We start from the raw sequence: 15086 nt of genomic DNA on the forward strand, positions 1-15086 counted from the left end.
GCGCAGGAAGCCGCCCCCGCGCCGGAAGGCCCGGAGCCGCCGCGCGATGACGCCGTCAACACCGCGGCATGCCGCGGCGAACTGGCCGGATCGCGCGCCGCCGCGCGCAGTTGGCCCGCCAGGCGGCCGAGGAAGCGGCCGCGCGGTGGGGTGGCTAGCTCACCACCTCCATGAGCAGGAGCGCGCCCACGACCGTTCCGTCACGCGAACGAAACGACGTGCAGGTGAAGCGGACCCGGGTTGGCCGGCCGCGGCGGTTGACCGCATCCACTTCCGTCACTCCGGAGCTGTCGGCGTCCACGAACGCGTCGCCGATGAGCGGCCGGACGCTGTCCAATGGCATTCCGATGTCCAAAGTGGTCAGTCTGGTTCCTATCGTCTCGTCGGACCGCAGCCCCCAAAGCTCCTCGCAGCCGCGGTTCCACAGGATCACCTTCATCTCGCGGTCCACCACGACCATCCCCATGTGGACAGAGTCGATCAGCGAATCCAGGAAATTCTTCGCCTCGTCCAGTTCGAGGCTGCGCTCCCGCAACATGTCGTTGATGGTGTGCAGCTCGTCGTTCGTGGACTGCAACTCCTCGTTCATGGTCTCGAGCTCTTCGTTGGTGGACTGCAATTCCTCGTTCGTGGTCTCCAGCTCCTCCACGGTGGACTGCAGTTCCCCGTTGGTGGTCTCCAGCTCCTCGTTCGTGGATTGCAGCTCTTCGTACGCCGCTTCCAGCTGGCGGTTGGTCTGGACCACCTTGTCCAACAGGGCGCGCGTCTCGCTGACGTCGAAGAACACGATCGACACACCGAGCAGGCCGTTCTCGGCGTCGACGAGCGGATTGACGTGGATTTCGAACCACACCGTCTCGGCGCCGGGCCGCTGCCATTTGACGTCCTGGATCCGCGCCGACCGCCGCTCCACCTTGGCCTGCTCCAGATAGGCGCGGAGCTCCACCGGACTGTAAGACACCTCGAGGTCGCGCAGCAGCCGGCCGATGTCGCGGGCCGAGAGCCCGAACAGGGTCTCGGCCTGCTGGTTGATCATCGCGACGATGTCCTCACCCGTGACCACGATCTGGGCCACCGGGCTGGCACGAAAAGCCAAGTCGCGCACCGTGGTCAAACCCGTCATGTCGACGTGGCGTTCGTAAAATGCCCCGTCCGGGTCGTAGCGCTCCGCGCCCGTGTGGCTTCCGAGCTCCTTGCGGAAGATTCGGTGTTTCAGATTCAGCGGGGTGAACCGGCCGCCGTGGCTGAGCAGCATCTCGGCGTGCCCGAGGAACAGCGTCCCCTGCGGTGCCAGTGCAAAATGCAAACGGCTCAACACGTTTCGCTGGGTCTCGGCGTTGAGGTACATCAGGGTGTTGCGGCACACCAGCAGATCGACACGCGAGATCGGCGCGTCGTTGACCAGATCGTTGCGGCCGAAGATCACCGCGCGGCGCAGATCCTTCTGAAAAACGTAGCGGCCGTTGATTTGTTCGAAATAGCGCGACAGCAACTCGGCCGGCACCGACTCGACGGCCCTGGCGTCATACGACGCGGCGCGCGCCTGGGTCAGTGCGTCCTCGTCGATGTCGGTGGCGTAAATCTTGACCCGCTGCCGAAACGCCTCGGGCCCCAGGTTTTCGGCCAGCAGCATCGCCAGCGTGTAGGGCTCCTCGCCGGACGCGCATCCCGCGCTCCATACCCGGATCGGATCGGCGGGGCCGCGCTCCGCCAGCATCCGGGGAATGACTTCCGAACTGATGTACTCCCACGCATCCGCGTCACGGAAGAAGGCGGTGACGTTGATCAAGATTGTGTTGAAGAGGGCGGCGAATTCGTCGGAACTGGCTTGCAAGAAGTCGAGGTATTCCTCAAAGGAGGTGTAGCCCGCTTGGTCCATCCGGTGACGGACGCGGCGCATCAGCGACGCGCGCTTGTAGCCGGTGAAGTCGAAGCCGCGAGAATCCCGCATGTAGCGCAGCAGGGCCTCGAACGCCTCGTCAGTCGTGCCGTCCATTCGAGTCCCGTCCGCATCGAGCGTGGCCTGAAGGACTTGAACATTACTCGCGGTCGTCAGAATTGATTTTCGCGACCGACGAGGGCCCAGACCGTCTTGCCCGTCGATGTGGGGGTGCTGCCCCACGTCCGGCACAGCGCGGAGACGATCGCCAGGCCGGACACGACCTCGGCGCCGCGATCGGCGTCTTCGTGCCGGCCGGGCAGGCGGTCGCTGCAATCCTCCACCGCGACGGTGACGGCGTCGGAGAAGCTTTCGACGATCAGCACCGGCGCGCTGTCGGTGTGGTCGAGGACGTTTTCGACGAAGACGGTGGCCACCGTGGACGCGACCGGAGTTGCCTCGCCGCATTCCCATTCGGTGAGCCAATCGGTGATGACGGCGCGGGCAAGGCCGAGGCTGCCGGGCGAGCGCGGGAGTTCGGTGCGTGCCCGGCGCCGAACCTGCAACGACCGACTGCGCGCGGCACCCAGCGCCGACTCCCGGGTGGGATGCCACATAGCGGGCCACGCCGGCCGCGATGATCGCCCGCCGCGCGTTCGGCTGTGCGCGGACGAGCAGAATCGGAACGTCGGGCCAGATGCTGACGTGCCAGCGGGCGCTGGTGAAAACGGTCCAGGCCGAGGCCGCCGGGACGGACAGCCAGTCGACATCGACGATTACCGCGCGCGGCTCGTCCAGGGCGGCCTTGATGACGGTGTCGCGGACGGTTCGATACGTGGAGCTGTCCAGCACGCCCTCTACCACCAGGATCGGCACCTCCTGCTGCGCCTCGGCGTGAATGCGGATGCGCGGCTCAATCACCCTCATCACCGCCGTGCGGCGCGTTCGCCGACAATCCCGCCGCCAGGCGTGACGGGGCCTCCCCTCCTGCCGCGGAGGCGCCGATTGCCACCACGCCACGCAGGTCGCAATTTTTGCCGTTCGCGGTAATCATTACCCCCTCGACTACCCGGATCAATGCGAGGTAACCCAATCAGCGACGGGTAGCTGCGCAGACGAACAGGGTTTTCACTGGCGCCCGGGCGGGCATCCTGACCACGACGCCAGGGATGTCTCATCGTGAACAGGAGGATGGACCATGCCGAATTCGTCGATCAAGAACGAGAAGTTGTACAAGGACCTGCGCAAGCAGGGCGACTCCAAGGAAAAGGCGGCCCGGATCTCCAATGCGGCTGCCGCGCGGGGCAAGTCCTCGGTCGGGCGCAAGGGCGGCAAGTCGGGGTCGTATCATGACTGGACCGTTCCGCAGCTGAAGAAACGAGCGAAAGAGCTTGGCATGTCGGGGTATTCAAGCCTGACGAAAGACAAGCTGGTAGCCAAGCTCCGGAATCACTGACCGGCGAGGCCGAGCCTGTCGACCAACACCAGGAAGGCGACCGCGTAGTCGTTGTCAGCGGTGCACGCCCTGATTCGTTCCCAGTCCAGCCGTTCGCGGACCGCGCGCACGGCCGGCAGCAGTTTGGCGAAATCGCAATGATGCTCACCGAGGGAACGCAGCTGCTGGATCAGCACCATCGTGGGCGGCAGCACGGGCATCCTGATGGCCAACACATCGTGCTGCTCGGCGCAGTCCAGGACTGACGCTTCCACCCGCACGCCGTTGACGCGGTGCAGCACGTCGACGACCGTATCGCCGGTGCGCGCCTTGAAGAGCCAATCCTCCGGGGGACGCTCTACGGCGAACCCGGCATCGCTGAGGGTGGCCACGGCGTCGTCGACGTCGGTCTCGGCCACCACCAGGTCCACATCGTGCGTGGGTTCGGGCGCGCCGTAGGCCCACAACGCGTAGCTGCCGGCCAACGCGAATCGAGGGCCGTTCTCCTTGAGCGCCGATGCCGCACCACGCAGCGCATCCCTCAGCGGTGTGCTGGACGGGGGGGCGCCCACGTGGGCCTCGGTAGGTGCCATGGTGCATAGGTCATACCCCGCTGGCGGCGGGTGCAACCTGCGCGGACACGGCGCCAGAGTTGGTAAGCCCGTTTAACTTGCGGTCATTTGGGAAAATCTGTCTGTTGTGTCAACCGCTTGGCCCCGCGCCTATGATGCCGCCGCCGTCGTGGTCCCAGCTCATGATGAGCGGGGCGACACCGAACTCTGCCTCCTCACACCGGCGCGAACCCAGGCTCGGGCGCCTCACGGGTTCGATCACCGCCTCAGGCAACTGGGGAGAACGGCGGCGGGTGATTGCGTGTGACGGCGGGTTTGGTCAGGCACTGGCTCGAGTCGGGAAGGCTCGAGCTGCCACTGCCCGCGTCCGGGCGCACCGCCGAACGCTGGCAACGTCTAGCGTCACTGGCCGAGGAGAACATCGTGGCGGCCCGGGTCGCCGAAGCCCACGTGGACGCCGTCGCGATCCTGCACGAACTGGGTGGCAAACCCCCGGAATCCGGTCAGCTGTGGGGTGTTTGGGCGACCGAAGCGCCAGACGCGGTGCTGACGGCCACCGACGTCAAGGGGGCGTTCACCCTGACGGGCACGAAGGTCTGGTGCTCGGGTGCAGGGTTTTGCACGCACGCGCTGGTGACCGCCCGCCTCGAAGACGGAACGCCGGGCCTGTTCGCCGTGCAGGTGACCGACGCAAGCGTCAAGCCGCTGCCCAGCACCTGGTGGAACGCCGGAATGGCGGGTAGCGACACCAGACCGGTGCAGTTCACCAACACCCACGCCGTCGCCGTGGGCGATCCCGGCGACTATCTGAACAGGCCCGGTTTCTGGCACGGCGCCATCGGTGTGGCAGCCTGTTGGCTCGGGGGCGCACGCAGGGTGGCCGATCCCCTATACCGTTGCGCCCGAAGCAAATCCGCCGACGCGTACTCGTTGGCGCACCTCGGCGCCGTGGACGCCGCGCTGGCCGCCAGCGACGCGATCCTGGCCGTGGCGGCCACACATGTCGACTCCGACCCGTTCGACCGGACGGGCACCGCGCAACTGCTGGCCCGCCGCGTCCGGACGGTCGTGGAACACGCCGTCGACGAGGCCATCACCCGCACCGGCCGCGCGCTGGGACCGGGCCCGCTCTGCCAGGACGGACGGCACGCCCAGCGGGTCGCCGACCTGACCATCTACATCCGGCAAAGCCACGCGGAACGCGATCTCGCCGAGCTCGGGCAGCTCGCGGGCCGCCAGCGCTGAGGGCGCCATGAGAACCGCGCCGATCAGCAACAGTGCCCGGTTCGTGGCCAAGCCGCTGACCCATGGCGGCACCCCGGCGCCGTTGTGGCTGGCCGCTTTTGAGCGCGGCCCCCTGCCGGCAATGGACCTGGCCGAGTGCCGGCGCCTGATCGTCGTGGCACCCCACCCGCACGACGAGACCCTCGGCCTGGGCGCGATGATCGCCCAACTCATCGCATCGGGCGTCGACGTCCGGGTGGTGTCGGTCAGCGACGGGGGTGCCGCCCAGCCCGGGACGACGCGGTCCGGCCGGATTCGCCTGTCGACGACTCGCCGATACGAACTCCGCAGGGCCACAGGCGTTTTGGGAGCACCTCCCCCGGTGCGCCTGGGATTGCCCGACGGCGAACTGGCCAACCACGAGGACCGGCTCGCCCGGGCCCTCGTGGACATCTTGCGGTCGGCCGGGCCCGGCGCCTGGTGCGCCGCCACCTGGCGTGGAGACGGGCATCCCGACTACGAAGCCGTGGGACGCGCCGCCGCGGCGGCATGCGCGCGCACCGGCGTCGCGCTGCTGGAATATCCGGTCTGGATGTGGCACTGGGCCAGCCCGGCCGACCCCGCGGTGCCGTGGGGCCGCGCCCGCTCGGTCCCTGCGCCCGGCTGGGCAATCAACCGCAAACGGCAAGCGGCGCAATGCTATCGGAGCCAGTTGCGGCCGGGCCGCGCCGAGGCTCCGGCTGTATTGCCGCCGTTCGTCCTGCAGCGACTGCTCACCGTCGGTGAGGTGGTCTTCCGGTGAGCACGCGGCGGCCCGGAGCAGGCTGACCGTTGCCGGGCGTGGGACTGCACGGGCGGGAAAGTGGGTAGGAGAACCCCTATGCGTGTGGCGACCTTCAACATCCTGCACGGCCGCACCGTCGGTGACGGGGTCGAAGTTCAGCGGCTGCGTGACTGCGTGCGGCGCCTCGATCCGGACGTGCTGAGCCTGCAAGAGGTTGACTGTGACCAGCCGCGGTCCGATCGAGCCGACCTCACCGCCGTGGCGGCCGAGGCCATGGGGGCCGCGGAACACCGCTTCGTGGCGGCCATCTCCGGCACGCCCGGGGCGACGTGGATGGCCGCCACGGGTCGCGAGCAACCCGGCACCGCGGCCTACGGGATTGCCCTGCTGTCGCGATACCCGGTGGCCAGCTGGCAGGTGGTGCGGCTGCCCCGCATTCCGATGCGCTTTCCGATGTATTTGCCCGGCCCCAACCGGGTGATGGTGGTCGACGAAGAGCCCAGGGCCGCGGTCATCGCGCAGCTGCACACCCCGATGGGCGGGCTGACGGTGGCCAACACGCACCTGTCCTTCGTGCCCGGCTGGAATCGGCGCCAGCTGCGCCGGCTGGTACACGACCTGCGCGGCTTTCCCGGCCCGCGGCTGCTGACCGGCGATCTCAACATGACACCCAAGTCCGTGCGCCGGTGGTCGGGCATGCGGGCGCTGGCCGCGGCCGCGACATTCCCCGCGGACGCCCCCGACCGCCAGCTGGATCACATCCTGACCGACGATCGCCGCCTGCGCGGCAGCGCCGTCGAGGCCGAGCCCATGGCAATCTCCGACCATCGGCCGCTGGTCGTCGACCTCGAACACGCGTGAGTAGCGCGGCGTCAGGCCTGGTGGTGGCCGGCCCAGCCCGTCGCGGTCAGCCGGCGCCGGACACGCTCGATCTCGCTTATCGACGGCAGCTCGTCGGTGAGCCTGGTGATTTCCACCCCGACATCGACGTTGGTGATCGCACGACGCTCGACGACAAGCAGCTTCTTGGCGATGGTCGTGACCTCGTCGTCGGACACCCGCCGCGGCACCAGCGCCAACAGCGGCGTGTAGCCGAGCGCGGGCGCGCCGCTCGGGTAGCCCGCGCGCAGAAACGCGACAACGCTCGCGACCCGGTCGCTCAAACCCATCTCGCACCTCGCTCACCCACCGGCCGGCGGTCCTAGCCAGGAATAACCGGGCGCGGCGGTTTGAAACACCGTCCGCACCGGGGCGCAAAAAAGGGGTCCGGCCCCCAATCGGGACCGGACCCCTTCACCAACGACTTACTGGTTTTCCTTCTGGCGCTGCTCGGCGGCCTCCGCGCCGGCCCGGGCGGATTCGGCCTCGGCCTCCTTCTTACCCGCGTCGCGCTGAGCGTCGGCCTTGTCCTGCTGGGCCTGGCCCTCCTCGACCAGGTCGTTGCGACCGATGACGGTCCCTCCGACCTCCTTGACCTTGCCCTTCACGCCCTCGACGGCGCCGGTGACGGCCTCTTGCGGCCCGCTCTTGTCATCCCCCATGGGTCGACCTCCCTTTGGTTACTGTGCAACTCGCCTCTACGGCGTTCCCGTCGGCCGACCCGTCAAACGCCCCGGGCCATGTGCGCGCGATCACCGGAAGCGGGGCGCCGCGGAATTGGACGGTTTAAACCGCGACCGGCTGGGTAGTAATCAGCGACCGACGAAAGAGGTGAGGCGCCTGACCACCATCGCCGTGATAGGAGCGACCGGAACGGCCGGATCCCGCGTCGTCGACAGGCTCAAGGCCCGCGACGTCGCGGTCGTCGAGATTTCGCGCGCACATGGCGTCGACCTGCTCGACGGGGCGAGCCTGTATCGGGCGCTCAACGGAGTCGACGTCGCAATCGATGTATCCAACCCCGTGGCGGACGACGGGCCCGACATCGCCCAGACTTTGGCCACCGCCTCCCGCAACGTCATGGGGGTGTGCGCCGCCCGGGGCGTCCAGCGTCTGGTGGTGTCGACGATGGCCGGCATCGACGATCCGGTGTTTGACGGGCTCGGATACTTCGAGGCCAAACGGGCGGCGAAAGAGATTCTGCTCGACGGTCCGGTCCCGACCACGGTCGTGAAGTCCACCCCGTGGTACGAATCCGCCACCGGCCCCGCGGGGCCGGTGAGTTGTGATGGGGACGAGGTGATCGTCGAGGACTGGTTGGTCCAGCCCATCGCCGCCGACACCGTCGCCGACGTACTCGTCGAGGCCGCCCTCGGCCAGACGCACACGCCGCGCATCATCACCGGCCCGGACACCATCCGGCTGCCCGAACTGACCTCGAAAGTTCTTGCCCGGCAAGGCGACAGCCGTACCGTTCGGGCGGTGCAGCCCCGCGTGCCCGCGCTCGCCACGGGAGCGCTGCTGGCCTGCGAACGTGCGGTGGTTGTCGGCCCCGGCGTCGAATCCTGGCTGAGTTCGCTGCCACCGGCGAGTACCGACGGCCACGCGAAGGATGGTGCCGACAACCCCGACGCGTCGGTGCACAGGCCGGATTTCTCCCGGGTTTGAGCGCCAGCAAACGAAGAGATCTCGGCGGGTGACCGGCCTCGGCCTGCCATTGGTCAACTCGGTCACCGACGCCCTACAGCTGATCCGAGGCGGCCGCCGCACCGGGTGAACGCCGGGCTCGGGGTCGAATTCAGGTCACGATTCCGTCACGATCCTTCTTACGGTTGCTTAAGAACCGCCGAGTTTTCCGTAAGAATTCTCAGCCTTTCCGAGCGGATTTGATTGTTTGCTTAGTGAACGGCCACGTTCCGTGGGTTTACGGTCTTTCCGTTCGTCGTGAGCGAACACGGCCACTTTCCACTTCCGCTACTTTGGATTTCGAGGATCGGGAGCCTCGGTCGAAGAAGTCAATTCGCAATTCTGAAGGACACTGATCATGAAAATCAGCAGTATTGTCGCGCGCCGGCGTGTGGCCGGCATCAGTGCCGGCTGCCTGCTCGGGGGAATCACCATCGGTCTCGTCGGCGCTCCGTCGGCGGCCGCGGCGCCCGACTGCAGCCCCGGCGGTGTCAATGCCACGGTTTCGTCCGTGCAGGGCTCGGCTGAGCAATACCTGGCCGCGCACCCGGGCGCCAACCAGGTGGTTACCGCCGCCTACGGCCAGCCTCGTCCGGAGGCCGAGTCGAACCTGCGGGGCTACTTCACGGCCCATCCGCAGGAGTACTACGACCTGCGTGGCATCCTGGCGCCGATCGGCGACACCGAACGGCAGTGCAATGTCAAGGCGCTGCCGCCGACCCTGGAATCGGCCTACCAGGAGTTCATGGCCGGCTGATTCCGCTGCCTTACAGAACCGACCCGCCACGACGCTGTGGCGGGTCGCTTCTTTGCAACGTGTGAGCGGCAGCTGCGGCGGGTAATTGTCCAGTCAGCGAACGTAACTGGAGGGACATGATGCGGCTGCGTCGCAGCGTTCTGAGCAACCCGGGCATCGCGCGCAAGCGTCGGGGCAAAGGCTTCGCGTATTACCGGCCCGACGGGGAACTCCTGTCGGACCCCGAAACCCTGCAGCGAATCAAGGATTTGGTCATTCCGCCGGCCTGGAAAAACGTGTGGATCTCGCCGCACCCCAACGGGCACATTCAGGCCGTCGGCGTCGACGCCGCCGGCCGCCGCCAGTACCTCTACCACACCGCATGGCAGCAGGAGCGCGCCGAGGAGAAGTTCGACCGCGTCCTGGAACTGTCCACCCGGTTGCCGCAGTGGCGCGCCGTCATCGCGAAAGACCTGACGCGCAGCGGGTTGACCCGCAGACGGGTGCTGGCGCTGGCGTTGCGCCTGCTGGATCGCGGGTATTTCCGCGCCGGCGGAGAGCAGTATGCCGAGGAGCACGAATCGTACGGCCTGGCGACCCTGCTGTGTGATCACGTGGTGGTGCGGCGCGACGCGGTCGAATTCGACTTTCCCGCCAAGAGTGGCGTGCGGCGCACCGCGGAGATCGAGGACCCCGAAGTGGTCCGGGCGGTGCGCGCGCTGATGCGCCGGCCGAACCGTACCGAGCGGCTGCTGGTGTGCCGCACCGCATCCGGCTGGATAGACGTGCGATCCGACGACCTCAACTCCCGATTCAAGGAGCTCGTCGGTAACGAATACACCGTGAAGGACCTGAGGACCTGGCACGGGACGGTGTTGGCCGCCACGGCGTTCGCCGATGCGGACCCGGCCGTCTCCCGGCGGGTGGCCAAACGAGTGGAATCCGCCGTCATGAAGGAGGTCGCCGAGGAGCTGGGCAACACCCCGGCGGTGGCCCGCGGTTCCTACGTCGATCCGCGCGTCGTGACCGGCTACGAGCAGGGGCTCACGATCGCCGCCGCGACGCGTCGCGCCGAACGCGCCCGGGACCCCGACGCGGCCCAGGAGATCCTCGACAAGGCCACCCGGATGCTGATCCGGCGGGTGGCGAAGGGCCACAGCGCGTCCGGATCGTCGGCGCTGCCCAAGAGCGCGTGACCCGATCGGGGCACTGATCTACCTCGGAAACGTTGTGCTGCAGGGCTTTTGACCAACGGGCGCGGGCCGTCACGGGCGCCGCGGAAAAACGGACGAATAACGGCAGCGATCTTGGGTATGCCCGTCGTGTGGGAAGTGCCCTGGCGGCCCAGTCACGCCAGGTTGCGGTCGAAACAGACGGCCGCGGGTCATCGCAGCAAACCACGCACCACCGTGATTCCTGCGCTGTCCGGCGTACTAGCGAACCTCATCGAAAACCGTCTGTCTAGGAGGAACATCAATGGCCAAGCAAGAGGTCTCGGACTACCTGTTGGAGCGATTGCGGGCATGGGGCGTCGAGCACGTGTTCGGCTACCCCGGCGACGGCATCAACGGGCTACTCGCCGCGTGGGGTCGCGCAGACAACAAGCCGAAGTTCATCCAGTCGCGCCACGAGGAGATGAGCGCGTTCGAGGCGGTCGGCTACGCGAAATTCACCGGCCGGGTCGGTGTGTGCGTGGCCACGTCGGGGCCGGGAGCGATCCATCTGCTCAACGGGCTCTACGACGCCAAACTGGACCACGTTCCGGTGGTGGCCATCGTCGGGCAGACCAATCGCACCGCCATGGGCGGCAACTACCAGCAGGAGGTCGACCTGCTGAACCTGTTCAAGGACGTCGCCAGCGACTACGTCCAAATGGTCACCGTCCCAGAGCAATTGCCCAACGTGCTGGACCGCGCGATCCGGATCGCGATGACGCAGCGGGCGCCCACGGCGTTGATCATCCCAAGCGACGTGCAGGAGCTGCCGTATTCGCCCCCCGAGCACGCGTTCAAGATGGTGCCCTCCAGCCTGGGCATCGAATATCCCGAGATCGCCCCGGACGACGGGGCCATCGCGCGCACGGCCGAGATCCTCAATGCGGGCAAGAAGGTAGCCATCCTGGCGGGCACCGGTGCGCGCGGGGCGCACGAAGAGCTGGCCCAGGTCGCCGACCTCCTCGGGGCCGGAGCCGCCAAGGCGCTGCTGGGCAAGGACGTGCTGTCGGACGAATTGCCTTGGGTCACCGGCTCTATCGGCCTGCTGGGAACGCGGCCGAGCTACGAGCTGATGCGCGACTGCGACACTCTGCTCACGGTGGGATCCAGCTTCCCCTACACGCAGTTCCTGCCCGAGTTCGGGCAGGCCCGAGCGGTGCAGATCGACGTCGACGGTCGGCTCATCGGGATGCGCTACCCCTACGAGGTCAACCTGGTCGCCGACGCGAAGACCGCGCTGCGGGCACTGATTCCGCACCTGCGCCGCAAAGAGGATCGATCCTGGCGGGAAGAGATCGAGAAGAATGTGGCGCGCTGGTGGGAGACGATGGACAAGGAAGCGCACGTCAGCGCCGACCCCATCAACCCGATGCGCCTGTACTCCGAGCTCTCCCCCAAGCTGCCCGACGACGCCATCGTGACGGCCGACTCCGGTTCGGCGGCCAACTGGTATGCGCGCAATCTGCGCTTCCGCGGCAACATGCGGGGTTCGCTGTCCGGCACCCTTGCCACGATGGGACCGGGTGTGCCGTACGCGATCGGCGCCAAATTCGGCCAGCCGCGCCGGCCCGTCATCGCGTTCGTCGGCGACGGCGCCATGCAGATGAACGGCATGGCCGAGCTGATCACGATCAAGCGGTACTGGCAGGAGTGGGAGGATCCCCGGCTGATCGTCGCGATCCTGCACAACAACGACCTGAACCAGGTCACATGGGAAATGCGCGCCATGGCAGGATCACCGAAATTCCATGAATCCCAAGCACTTCCGGATGTCGACTTCGCCGCGTTCGCGGCCGGCCTGGGCCTGAACGCAATGGCCATCAAGGACCCGGACCAGCTCGAGGGCGCGTGGGGCAACGCGTTGTCGGCCGACCGTCCCACCGTGCTGGACGTCTTCACCGACCCCGACATGCCGCCCATCCCGCCGCACGCCACCTGGGATCAGTTCAAGGCGGCCACCGCGGCGGTGCTTTCCGGCGACGAGGACCGCGTCGGGTTCGTCAAGGTCGGCCTGAAAACCAAGGCGCAGGAGTTCATGCCGCACAAGAAGGGATGAGCCAACGGGCCGTCAGCGGACGACCCCGGCACGCGCGCTGCGCAGGTCGTCGACGAAATGCCCGTAGGCCTCGTCGTGTCGATCGCTGCGGTCGCGCAACACCGCCGACGGATGCACGGTCGCCACCACGGTCGGCTCCGGTGCCACGTCGACGAGGGACGCGGGCAGCCGCACTGGCCGGCCGCGCTGGGTGGACACCCGAAAGTCGGCCCCCAGCAGGGATTGCGCGGCGGTCGCGCCGAGGCACACGATGACCTGCGGCCGCACCGCCTCGATCTCGGCGATGAGCCAGGGGCGGCAGGCGACCACCTCGGTGCGGCCGGGCTTTTGGTGGATCCGTCGTTTGCCGCCCTTGCGGGTGAACTTGAAGTGTTTGACCGCGTTCGTCACGTACGCCAGCCCCGGATCGATGCCGGCGTCTTCGAGGGCCCGGTCGAGCAGCCGCCCGGCCGGCCCGACGAACGGCTCGCCCGCGAGGTCCTCCTGGTCGCCCGGCTGCTCACCCACCAGCATGATGGGCGCTCCCGCGTTGCCGTTGCCGAACACCGTTTGGGTGGCATCGGCGAAAAGCGGGCAGCCGCGGCAACATTCGGCCGCCGCTCGCAGCGGATCAAGTCCCCGCTCCTCGGGTAGGTAGCGGTCGGCGCCCGGTGCCTTGGCCGCGGTCATGGTGCCCCCTTCAGCCGGGGCGGGGTGCCCCACTCCCCCTCGAGTGGGGCACCCCGTGAGTCGGTGCTAGCCCTTGCCGACGATGGCGTCGCGGGCCCGGTCCAGCATCGCCGCGAACGGTCCGGCGGCCAGGTTGGCCGTCTGCGACTCGACGCCGGCGTGCGGCCGCGTCGGCGCGATCGCCTCGGCGAGCTTCGCCGCGCGGCCCATCCGTTCGAGCTCCTCGCCGCTCAATTCCTGGCCCAGCTTGGAGAATTCGTCGTGCTCCTCGTGCTCGGCGTGCTCGACGACCGCGTCGCGCAGCTGCGTCAGCAGCTGGGTGAACTCCGCGCTGTCCACGTCGAGCTTCTCCAGCTTCTGTAGGACGGTCTTGGCCTCGTGCTCTTCGTGCAGTCGCTCGTCGACCACCGCGGCGCCGTCGGAGAGCTTCCGCTTGGCCCGGGGGTGCACGATCTCCTCTTCGGCCGTTTCGTGAACGGCCAGCAATCGCCGGAGCTCGATGAACGTCTTCTCGCGTTCTTTCCCGGAGGCCGCAAGTGTTTCGGCGAACAACGACTTGATCTGCTGGTGCTGACTGACGAGAAAGTCGACCACATCGGTGGGCGACTTGATGGCGCTCTGAGCCATGGTGTCCTTCCCATCTCGGCTTGGCGCGCGGGCTGTTGCGCGCTTCTGATCGGCTACCCGACGAAATCCGGCACCAAACGGGTACGCCCGCCCACCAGTGGGTAGTTCCTCACCAAGTCGCGAAAATAGGGAGAACGCTTGTGGCCACCGGTGTCCGCAGTCGGGCGGCGATCCTCGGCGTGCTCGTCGTGACGGCCGGCTGCGCGGCGCCGGGAGCGTCGCTGGAAGGCGAGCCCGACGTCGCGCTCTGGTCGGTCGCCTCGCCCCTGCGTGATCCGGTGTGGTCGTATCGGGCGCACGTCCTCGTCGGGCTCACCGGCGATCACCGGCTGGCCGAGGTCACCGCCGGCGACCGCCCGGGCGAGGCCAGGACGCGGTTGTCGCAGCCCATGACGGTCGGGCGCAATCTGCAGATCAGCCAGAAGGACGACCGGATCGTGTTCGTACCGCAGCCGGAGCGCGGCAGGGTCGCCGAGGTCGACCTCGAAAGTCTGCGCCAGGTCGGCGATTTCGACGCCGGACCCGCCCCGGCGTATCTGTCCGAGGATGCCGGGTTGCGGACGCTGCTGGCGCTGTCGTCGGACGGCACGTCGGTAACACCGGTGGACCAGTACGGCTTCCGGAAGCTGCCCACCGCCCCGATCGCCGGTGATCCCGCGGACACCATCGACGGCGCGAACCGCGGCCGCGAGATCGACTACCACGTGTACGCGCCGTCGGGCATCCGGCATTACCAGGGGTCTTCGTCGCCCGCCGAGGAGCGCGGCTCGCTGCGGATGAACGTCGCGGTCTCGGCGGGTGACGGCGCCGCGGCGTCGCGCAGCTATGTGGCCGGCCGCGACGACAGCACGCTGTACGCCGTGGATTCGCGCCGCGGCGGCGAGGGCTTGACGGTGCTGGCCAGTTCCCGGCTGCCGTCCCCGATCCGCGAACTGGGCACCGACGACACCAGGATCTACGCCGCCACGGACCACGAGGTGGTGGTGCTCGAGACGGCCAGCTTCACCGGCTTCCCGGCGCGCACGATCCCGGTCATCCGCGTCATCGGCTACCGGTCGGGACTGCCGCCGGCGGCCCAGACGGCGCCCCTGTCCGGCATGGCGATCGGCCCGCATCGGGTGTACCTGACCTTGGCCGACGCGCCCTATGTGGTCAGCGTCGCCAAGCCGCGGCTGTGACGCTCCGCCGGATCGTCGGCTACATTGCGGGCAGGTGCGGCCGGTAAGGAGGCGCTGGCGTGACCGACCCGCAGGACTCGTATTGGCAGAACCCCTACACGTACGACCCGCTTGGCCGGGTCCCGCCCCTGTCTCTTATACACATCT

At 68.0% G+C, this 15086-nt stretch carries 15 protein-coding genes and 2 pseudogenes; 9 read left to right on the forward strand and 8 right to left on the reverse strand.

The features are described from left to right. Positions 1-154 precede the first annotated feature (154 nt). The 3 genes and pseudogenes from A5781_RS16545 to A5781_RS26565 all read right to left on the reverse strand — a co-directional run. Positions 155-1996 carry a CheR family methyltransferase gene (locus tag A5781_RS16545; RefSeq protein WP_067208313.1) on the reverse strand — a complete coding sequence of 614 codons (1842 nt, stop codon included), beginning with the start codon at positions 1994-1996 and terminating at the stop codon, positions 155-157. Positions 1997-2052: 56 nt separating this feature from the next. Further along, positions 2053-2806, reverse strand: a pseudogene (locus A5781_RS16550) (sulfate transporter). A 10-nt stretch (positions 2807-2816) separates the two neighbouring features. After that, positions 2817-2933: pseudogene (locus tag A5781_RS26565) on the reverse strand (chemotaxis protein CheB); the annotation flags it as partial. A gap of 144 nt (positions 2934-3077) precedes the next feature. Here A5781_RS26565 and A5781_RS16555 point away from each other — a divergent pair. Further along, positions 3078-3335: a Rho termination factor gene (locus A5781_RS16555; RefSeq protein WP_067208316.1), complete on the forward strand. Its 258-nt coding sequence runs from the start codon at positions 3078-3080 to the stop codon at positions 3333-3335. On the opposite strand, the gene A5781_RS16560 is transcribed toward A5781_RS16555, so the two are convergent. Further along, a complete protein-coding gene (locus A5781_RS16560) occupies positions 3329-3907 on the reverse strand; it encodes a nucleotidyltransferase (RefSeq protein ID WP_067208320.1) in 579 nt (192 codons plus the stop codon). The two genes, A5781_RS16555 and A5781_RS16560, sit on opposite strands and share 7 nt — an antisense overlap. A 282-nt stretch (positions 3908-4189) precedes the next feature. On the opposite strand from A5781_RS16560, the gene A5781_RS16565 reads away from it, so the two are divergent. The 3 genes from A5781_RS16565 (at position 4190) to A5781_RS16575 (ending at position 6755) form a co-directional block, all read left to right on the forward strand. After that, positions 4190-5131 carry an acyl-CoA dehydrogenase gene (locus A5781_RS16565; RefSeq protein WP_067208323.1) on the forward strand — a complete coding sequence of 314 codons (942 nt, stop codon included), beginning with the start codon at positions 4190-4192 and terminating at the stop codon, positions 5129-5131. Between the two features lie 7 nt (positions 5132-5138). Next, positions 5139-5912, forward strand: a complete 774-nt coding sequence (locus A5781_RS16570; RefSeq protein ID WP_067208326.1) for a PIG-L deacetylase family protein — start codon at positions 5139-5141, stop codon at positions 5910-5912. A 78-nt stretch (positions 5913-5990) separates the two neighbouring features. After that, complete coding sequence (locus A5781_RS16575; protein ID WP_067208337.1) at positions 5991-6755, forward strand: endonuclease/exonuclease/phosphatase family protein; 765 nt, start codon at positions 5991-5993, stop codon at positions 6753-6755. Between the two features lie 11 nt (positions 6756-6766). On the opposite strand, the gene A5781_RS16580 is transcribed toward A5781_RS16575, so the two are convergent. Next, positions 6767-7063, reverse strand: a complete 297-nt coding sequence (locus tag A5781_RS16580) for a DUF3349 domain-containing protein (protein WP_067208340.1) — start codon at positions 7061-7063, stop codon at positions 6767-6769. Positions 7064-7198: 135 nt separating this feature from the next. After that, on the reverse strand, positions 7199-7435 hold the full coding sequence (locus A5781_RS16585; protein WP_067208343.1) for a general stress protein CsbD: 237 nt from the start codon (positions 7433-7435) through the stop codon (positions 7199-7201). Positions 7436-7604: 169 nt separating this feature from the next. Here A5781_RS16585 and A5781_RS16590 point away from each other — a divergent pair, with 169 nt between their 5' ends. From A5781_RS16590 to A5781_RS16605, 4 genes are all read left to right on the forward strand, one after another. Continuing rightward, positions 7605-8441 carry an SDR family oxidoreductase gene (locus tag A5781_RS16590; RefSeq protein ID WP_067208346.1) on the forward strand — a complete coding sequence of 279 codons (837 nt, stop codon included), beginning with the start codon at positions 7605-7607 and terminating at the stop codon, positions 8439-8441. A 376-nt stretch (positions 8442-8817) separates the two neighbouring features. Next, the gene (locus tag A5781_RS16595) at positions 8818-9216 is read left to right on the forward strand and encodes a heme-binding protein (RefSeq protein WP_067208350.1); all 399 of its coding nucleotides are present in this window, start codon (positions 8818-8820) and stop codon (positions 9214-9216) included. A 119-nt stretch (positions 9217-9335) separates the two neighbouring features. Continuing rightward, the gene (locus A5781_RS16600; protein ID WP_067208411.1) at positions 9336-10391 is read left to right on the forward strand and encodes a DNA topoisomerase IB; all 1056 of its coding nucleotides are present in this window, start codon (positions 9336-9338) and stop codon (positions 10389-10391) included. 280 nt (positions 10392-10671) lie between these two features. Then, entirely contained in the window at positions 10672-12465 is a 1794-nt protein-coding gene (locus A5781_RS16605) for a thiamine pyrophosphate-requiring protein (protein WP_067208353.1), read from the forward strand. Between the two features lie 12 nt (positions 12466-12477). Here A5781_RS16605 and A5781_RS16610 read toward each other — a convergent pair whose 3' ends face one another. Both A5781_RS16610 and A5781_RS16615 read right to left on the reverse strand, forming a co-directional pair. Continuing rightward, complete coding sequence (locus A5781_RS16610) at positions 12478-13134, reverse strand: UdgX family uracil-DNA binding protein (protein ID WP_067208355.1); 657 nt, start codon at positions 13132-13134, stop codon at positions 12478-12480. A 66-nt stretch (positions 13135-13200) separates the two neighbouring features. Continuing rightward, on the reverse strand, positions 13201-13761 hold the full coding sequence (locus A5781_RS16615) for a hemerythrin domain-containing protein (protein ID WP_067208358.1): 561 nt from the start codon (positions 13759-13761) through the stop codon (positions 13201-13203). 140 nt (positions 13762-13901) lie between these two features. On the opposite strand from A5781_RS16615, the gene A5781_RS16620 reads away from it, so the two are divergent. Continuing rightward, positions 13902-14939, forward strand: a complete 1038-nt coding sequence (locus A5781_RS16620) for a hypothetical protein (RefSeq protein WP_067208361.1) — start codon at positions 13902-13904, stop codon at positions 14937-14939. Positions 14940-15086 lie beyond the last annotated feature (147 nt).

It is taken from the genome of Mycobacterium sp. 852002-30065_SCH5024008 (genome assembly GCF_001665645.1).
Lineage (GTDB): Bacteria > Actinomycetota > Actinomycetes > Mycobacteriales > Mycobacteriaceae > Mycobacterium > Mycobacterium paraffinicum.

Coding starts and splice junctions, on each gene's coding strand:
- A5781_RS16545 (WP_067208313.1), bottom strand. CDS start 1,996: ATGGACGGCACGACTGACGAGGCGTTCGAGGCCCTGCTGCGCTACATG.
- A5781_RS16555 (WP_067208316.1), top strand. CDS start 3,078: ATGCCGAATTCGTCGATCAAGAACGAGAAGTTGTACAAGGACCTGCGC.
- A5781_RS16560 (WP_067208320.1), bottom strand. CDS start 3,907: ATGGCACCTACCGAGGCCCACGTGGGCGCCCCCCCGTCCAGCACACCG.
- A5781_RS16570 (WP_067208326.1), top strand. CDS start 5,139: ATGAGAACCGCGCCGATCAGCAACAGTGCCCGGTTCGTGGCCAAGCCG.
- A5781_RS16575 (WP_067208337.1), top strand. CDS start 5,991: ATGCGTGTGGCGACCTTCAACATCCTGCACGGCCGCACCGTCGGTGAC.
- A5781_RS16580 (WP_067208340.1), bottom strand. CDS start 7,063: ATGGGTTTGAGCGACCGGGTCGCGAGCGTTGTCGCGTTTCTGCGCGCG.
- A5781_RS16585 (WP_067208343.1), bottom strand. CDS start 7,435: ATGGGGGATGACAAGAGCGGGCCGCAAGAGGCCGTCACCGGCGCCGTC.
- A5781_RS16595 (WP_067208350.1), top strand. CDS start 8,818: ATGAAAATCAGCAGTATTGTCGCGCGCCGGCGTGTGGCCGGCATCAGT.
- A5781_RS16600 (WP_067208411.1), top strand. CDS start 9,336: ATGCGGCTGCGTCGCAGCGTTCTGAGCAACCCGGGCATCGCGCGCAAG.
- A5781_RS16605 (WP_067208353.1), top strand. CDS start 10,672: ATGGCCAAGCAAGAGGTCTCGGACTACCTGTTGGAGCGATTGCGGGCA.
- A5781_RS16610 (WP_067208355.1), bottom strand. CDS start 13,134: ATGACCGCGGCCAAGGCACCGGGCGCCGACCGCTACCTACCCGAGGAG.
- A5781_RS16615 (WP_067208358.1), bottom strand. CDS start 13,761: ATGGCTCAGAGCGCCATCAAGTCGCCCACCGATGTGGTCGACTTTCTC.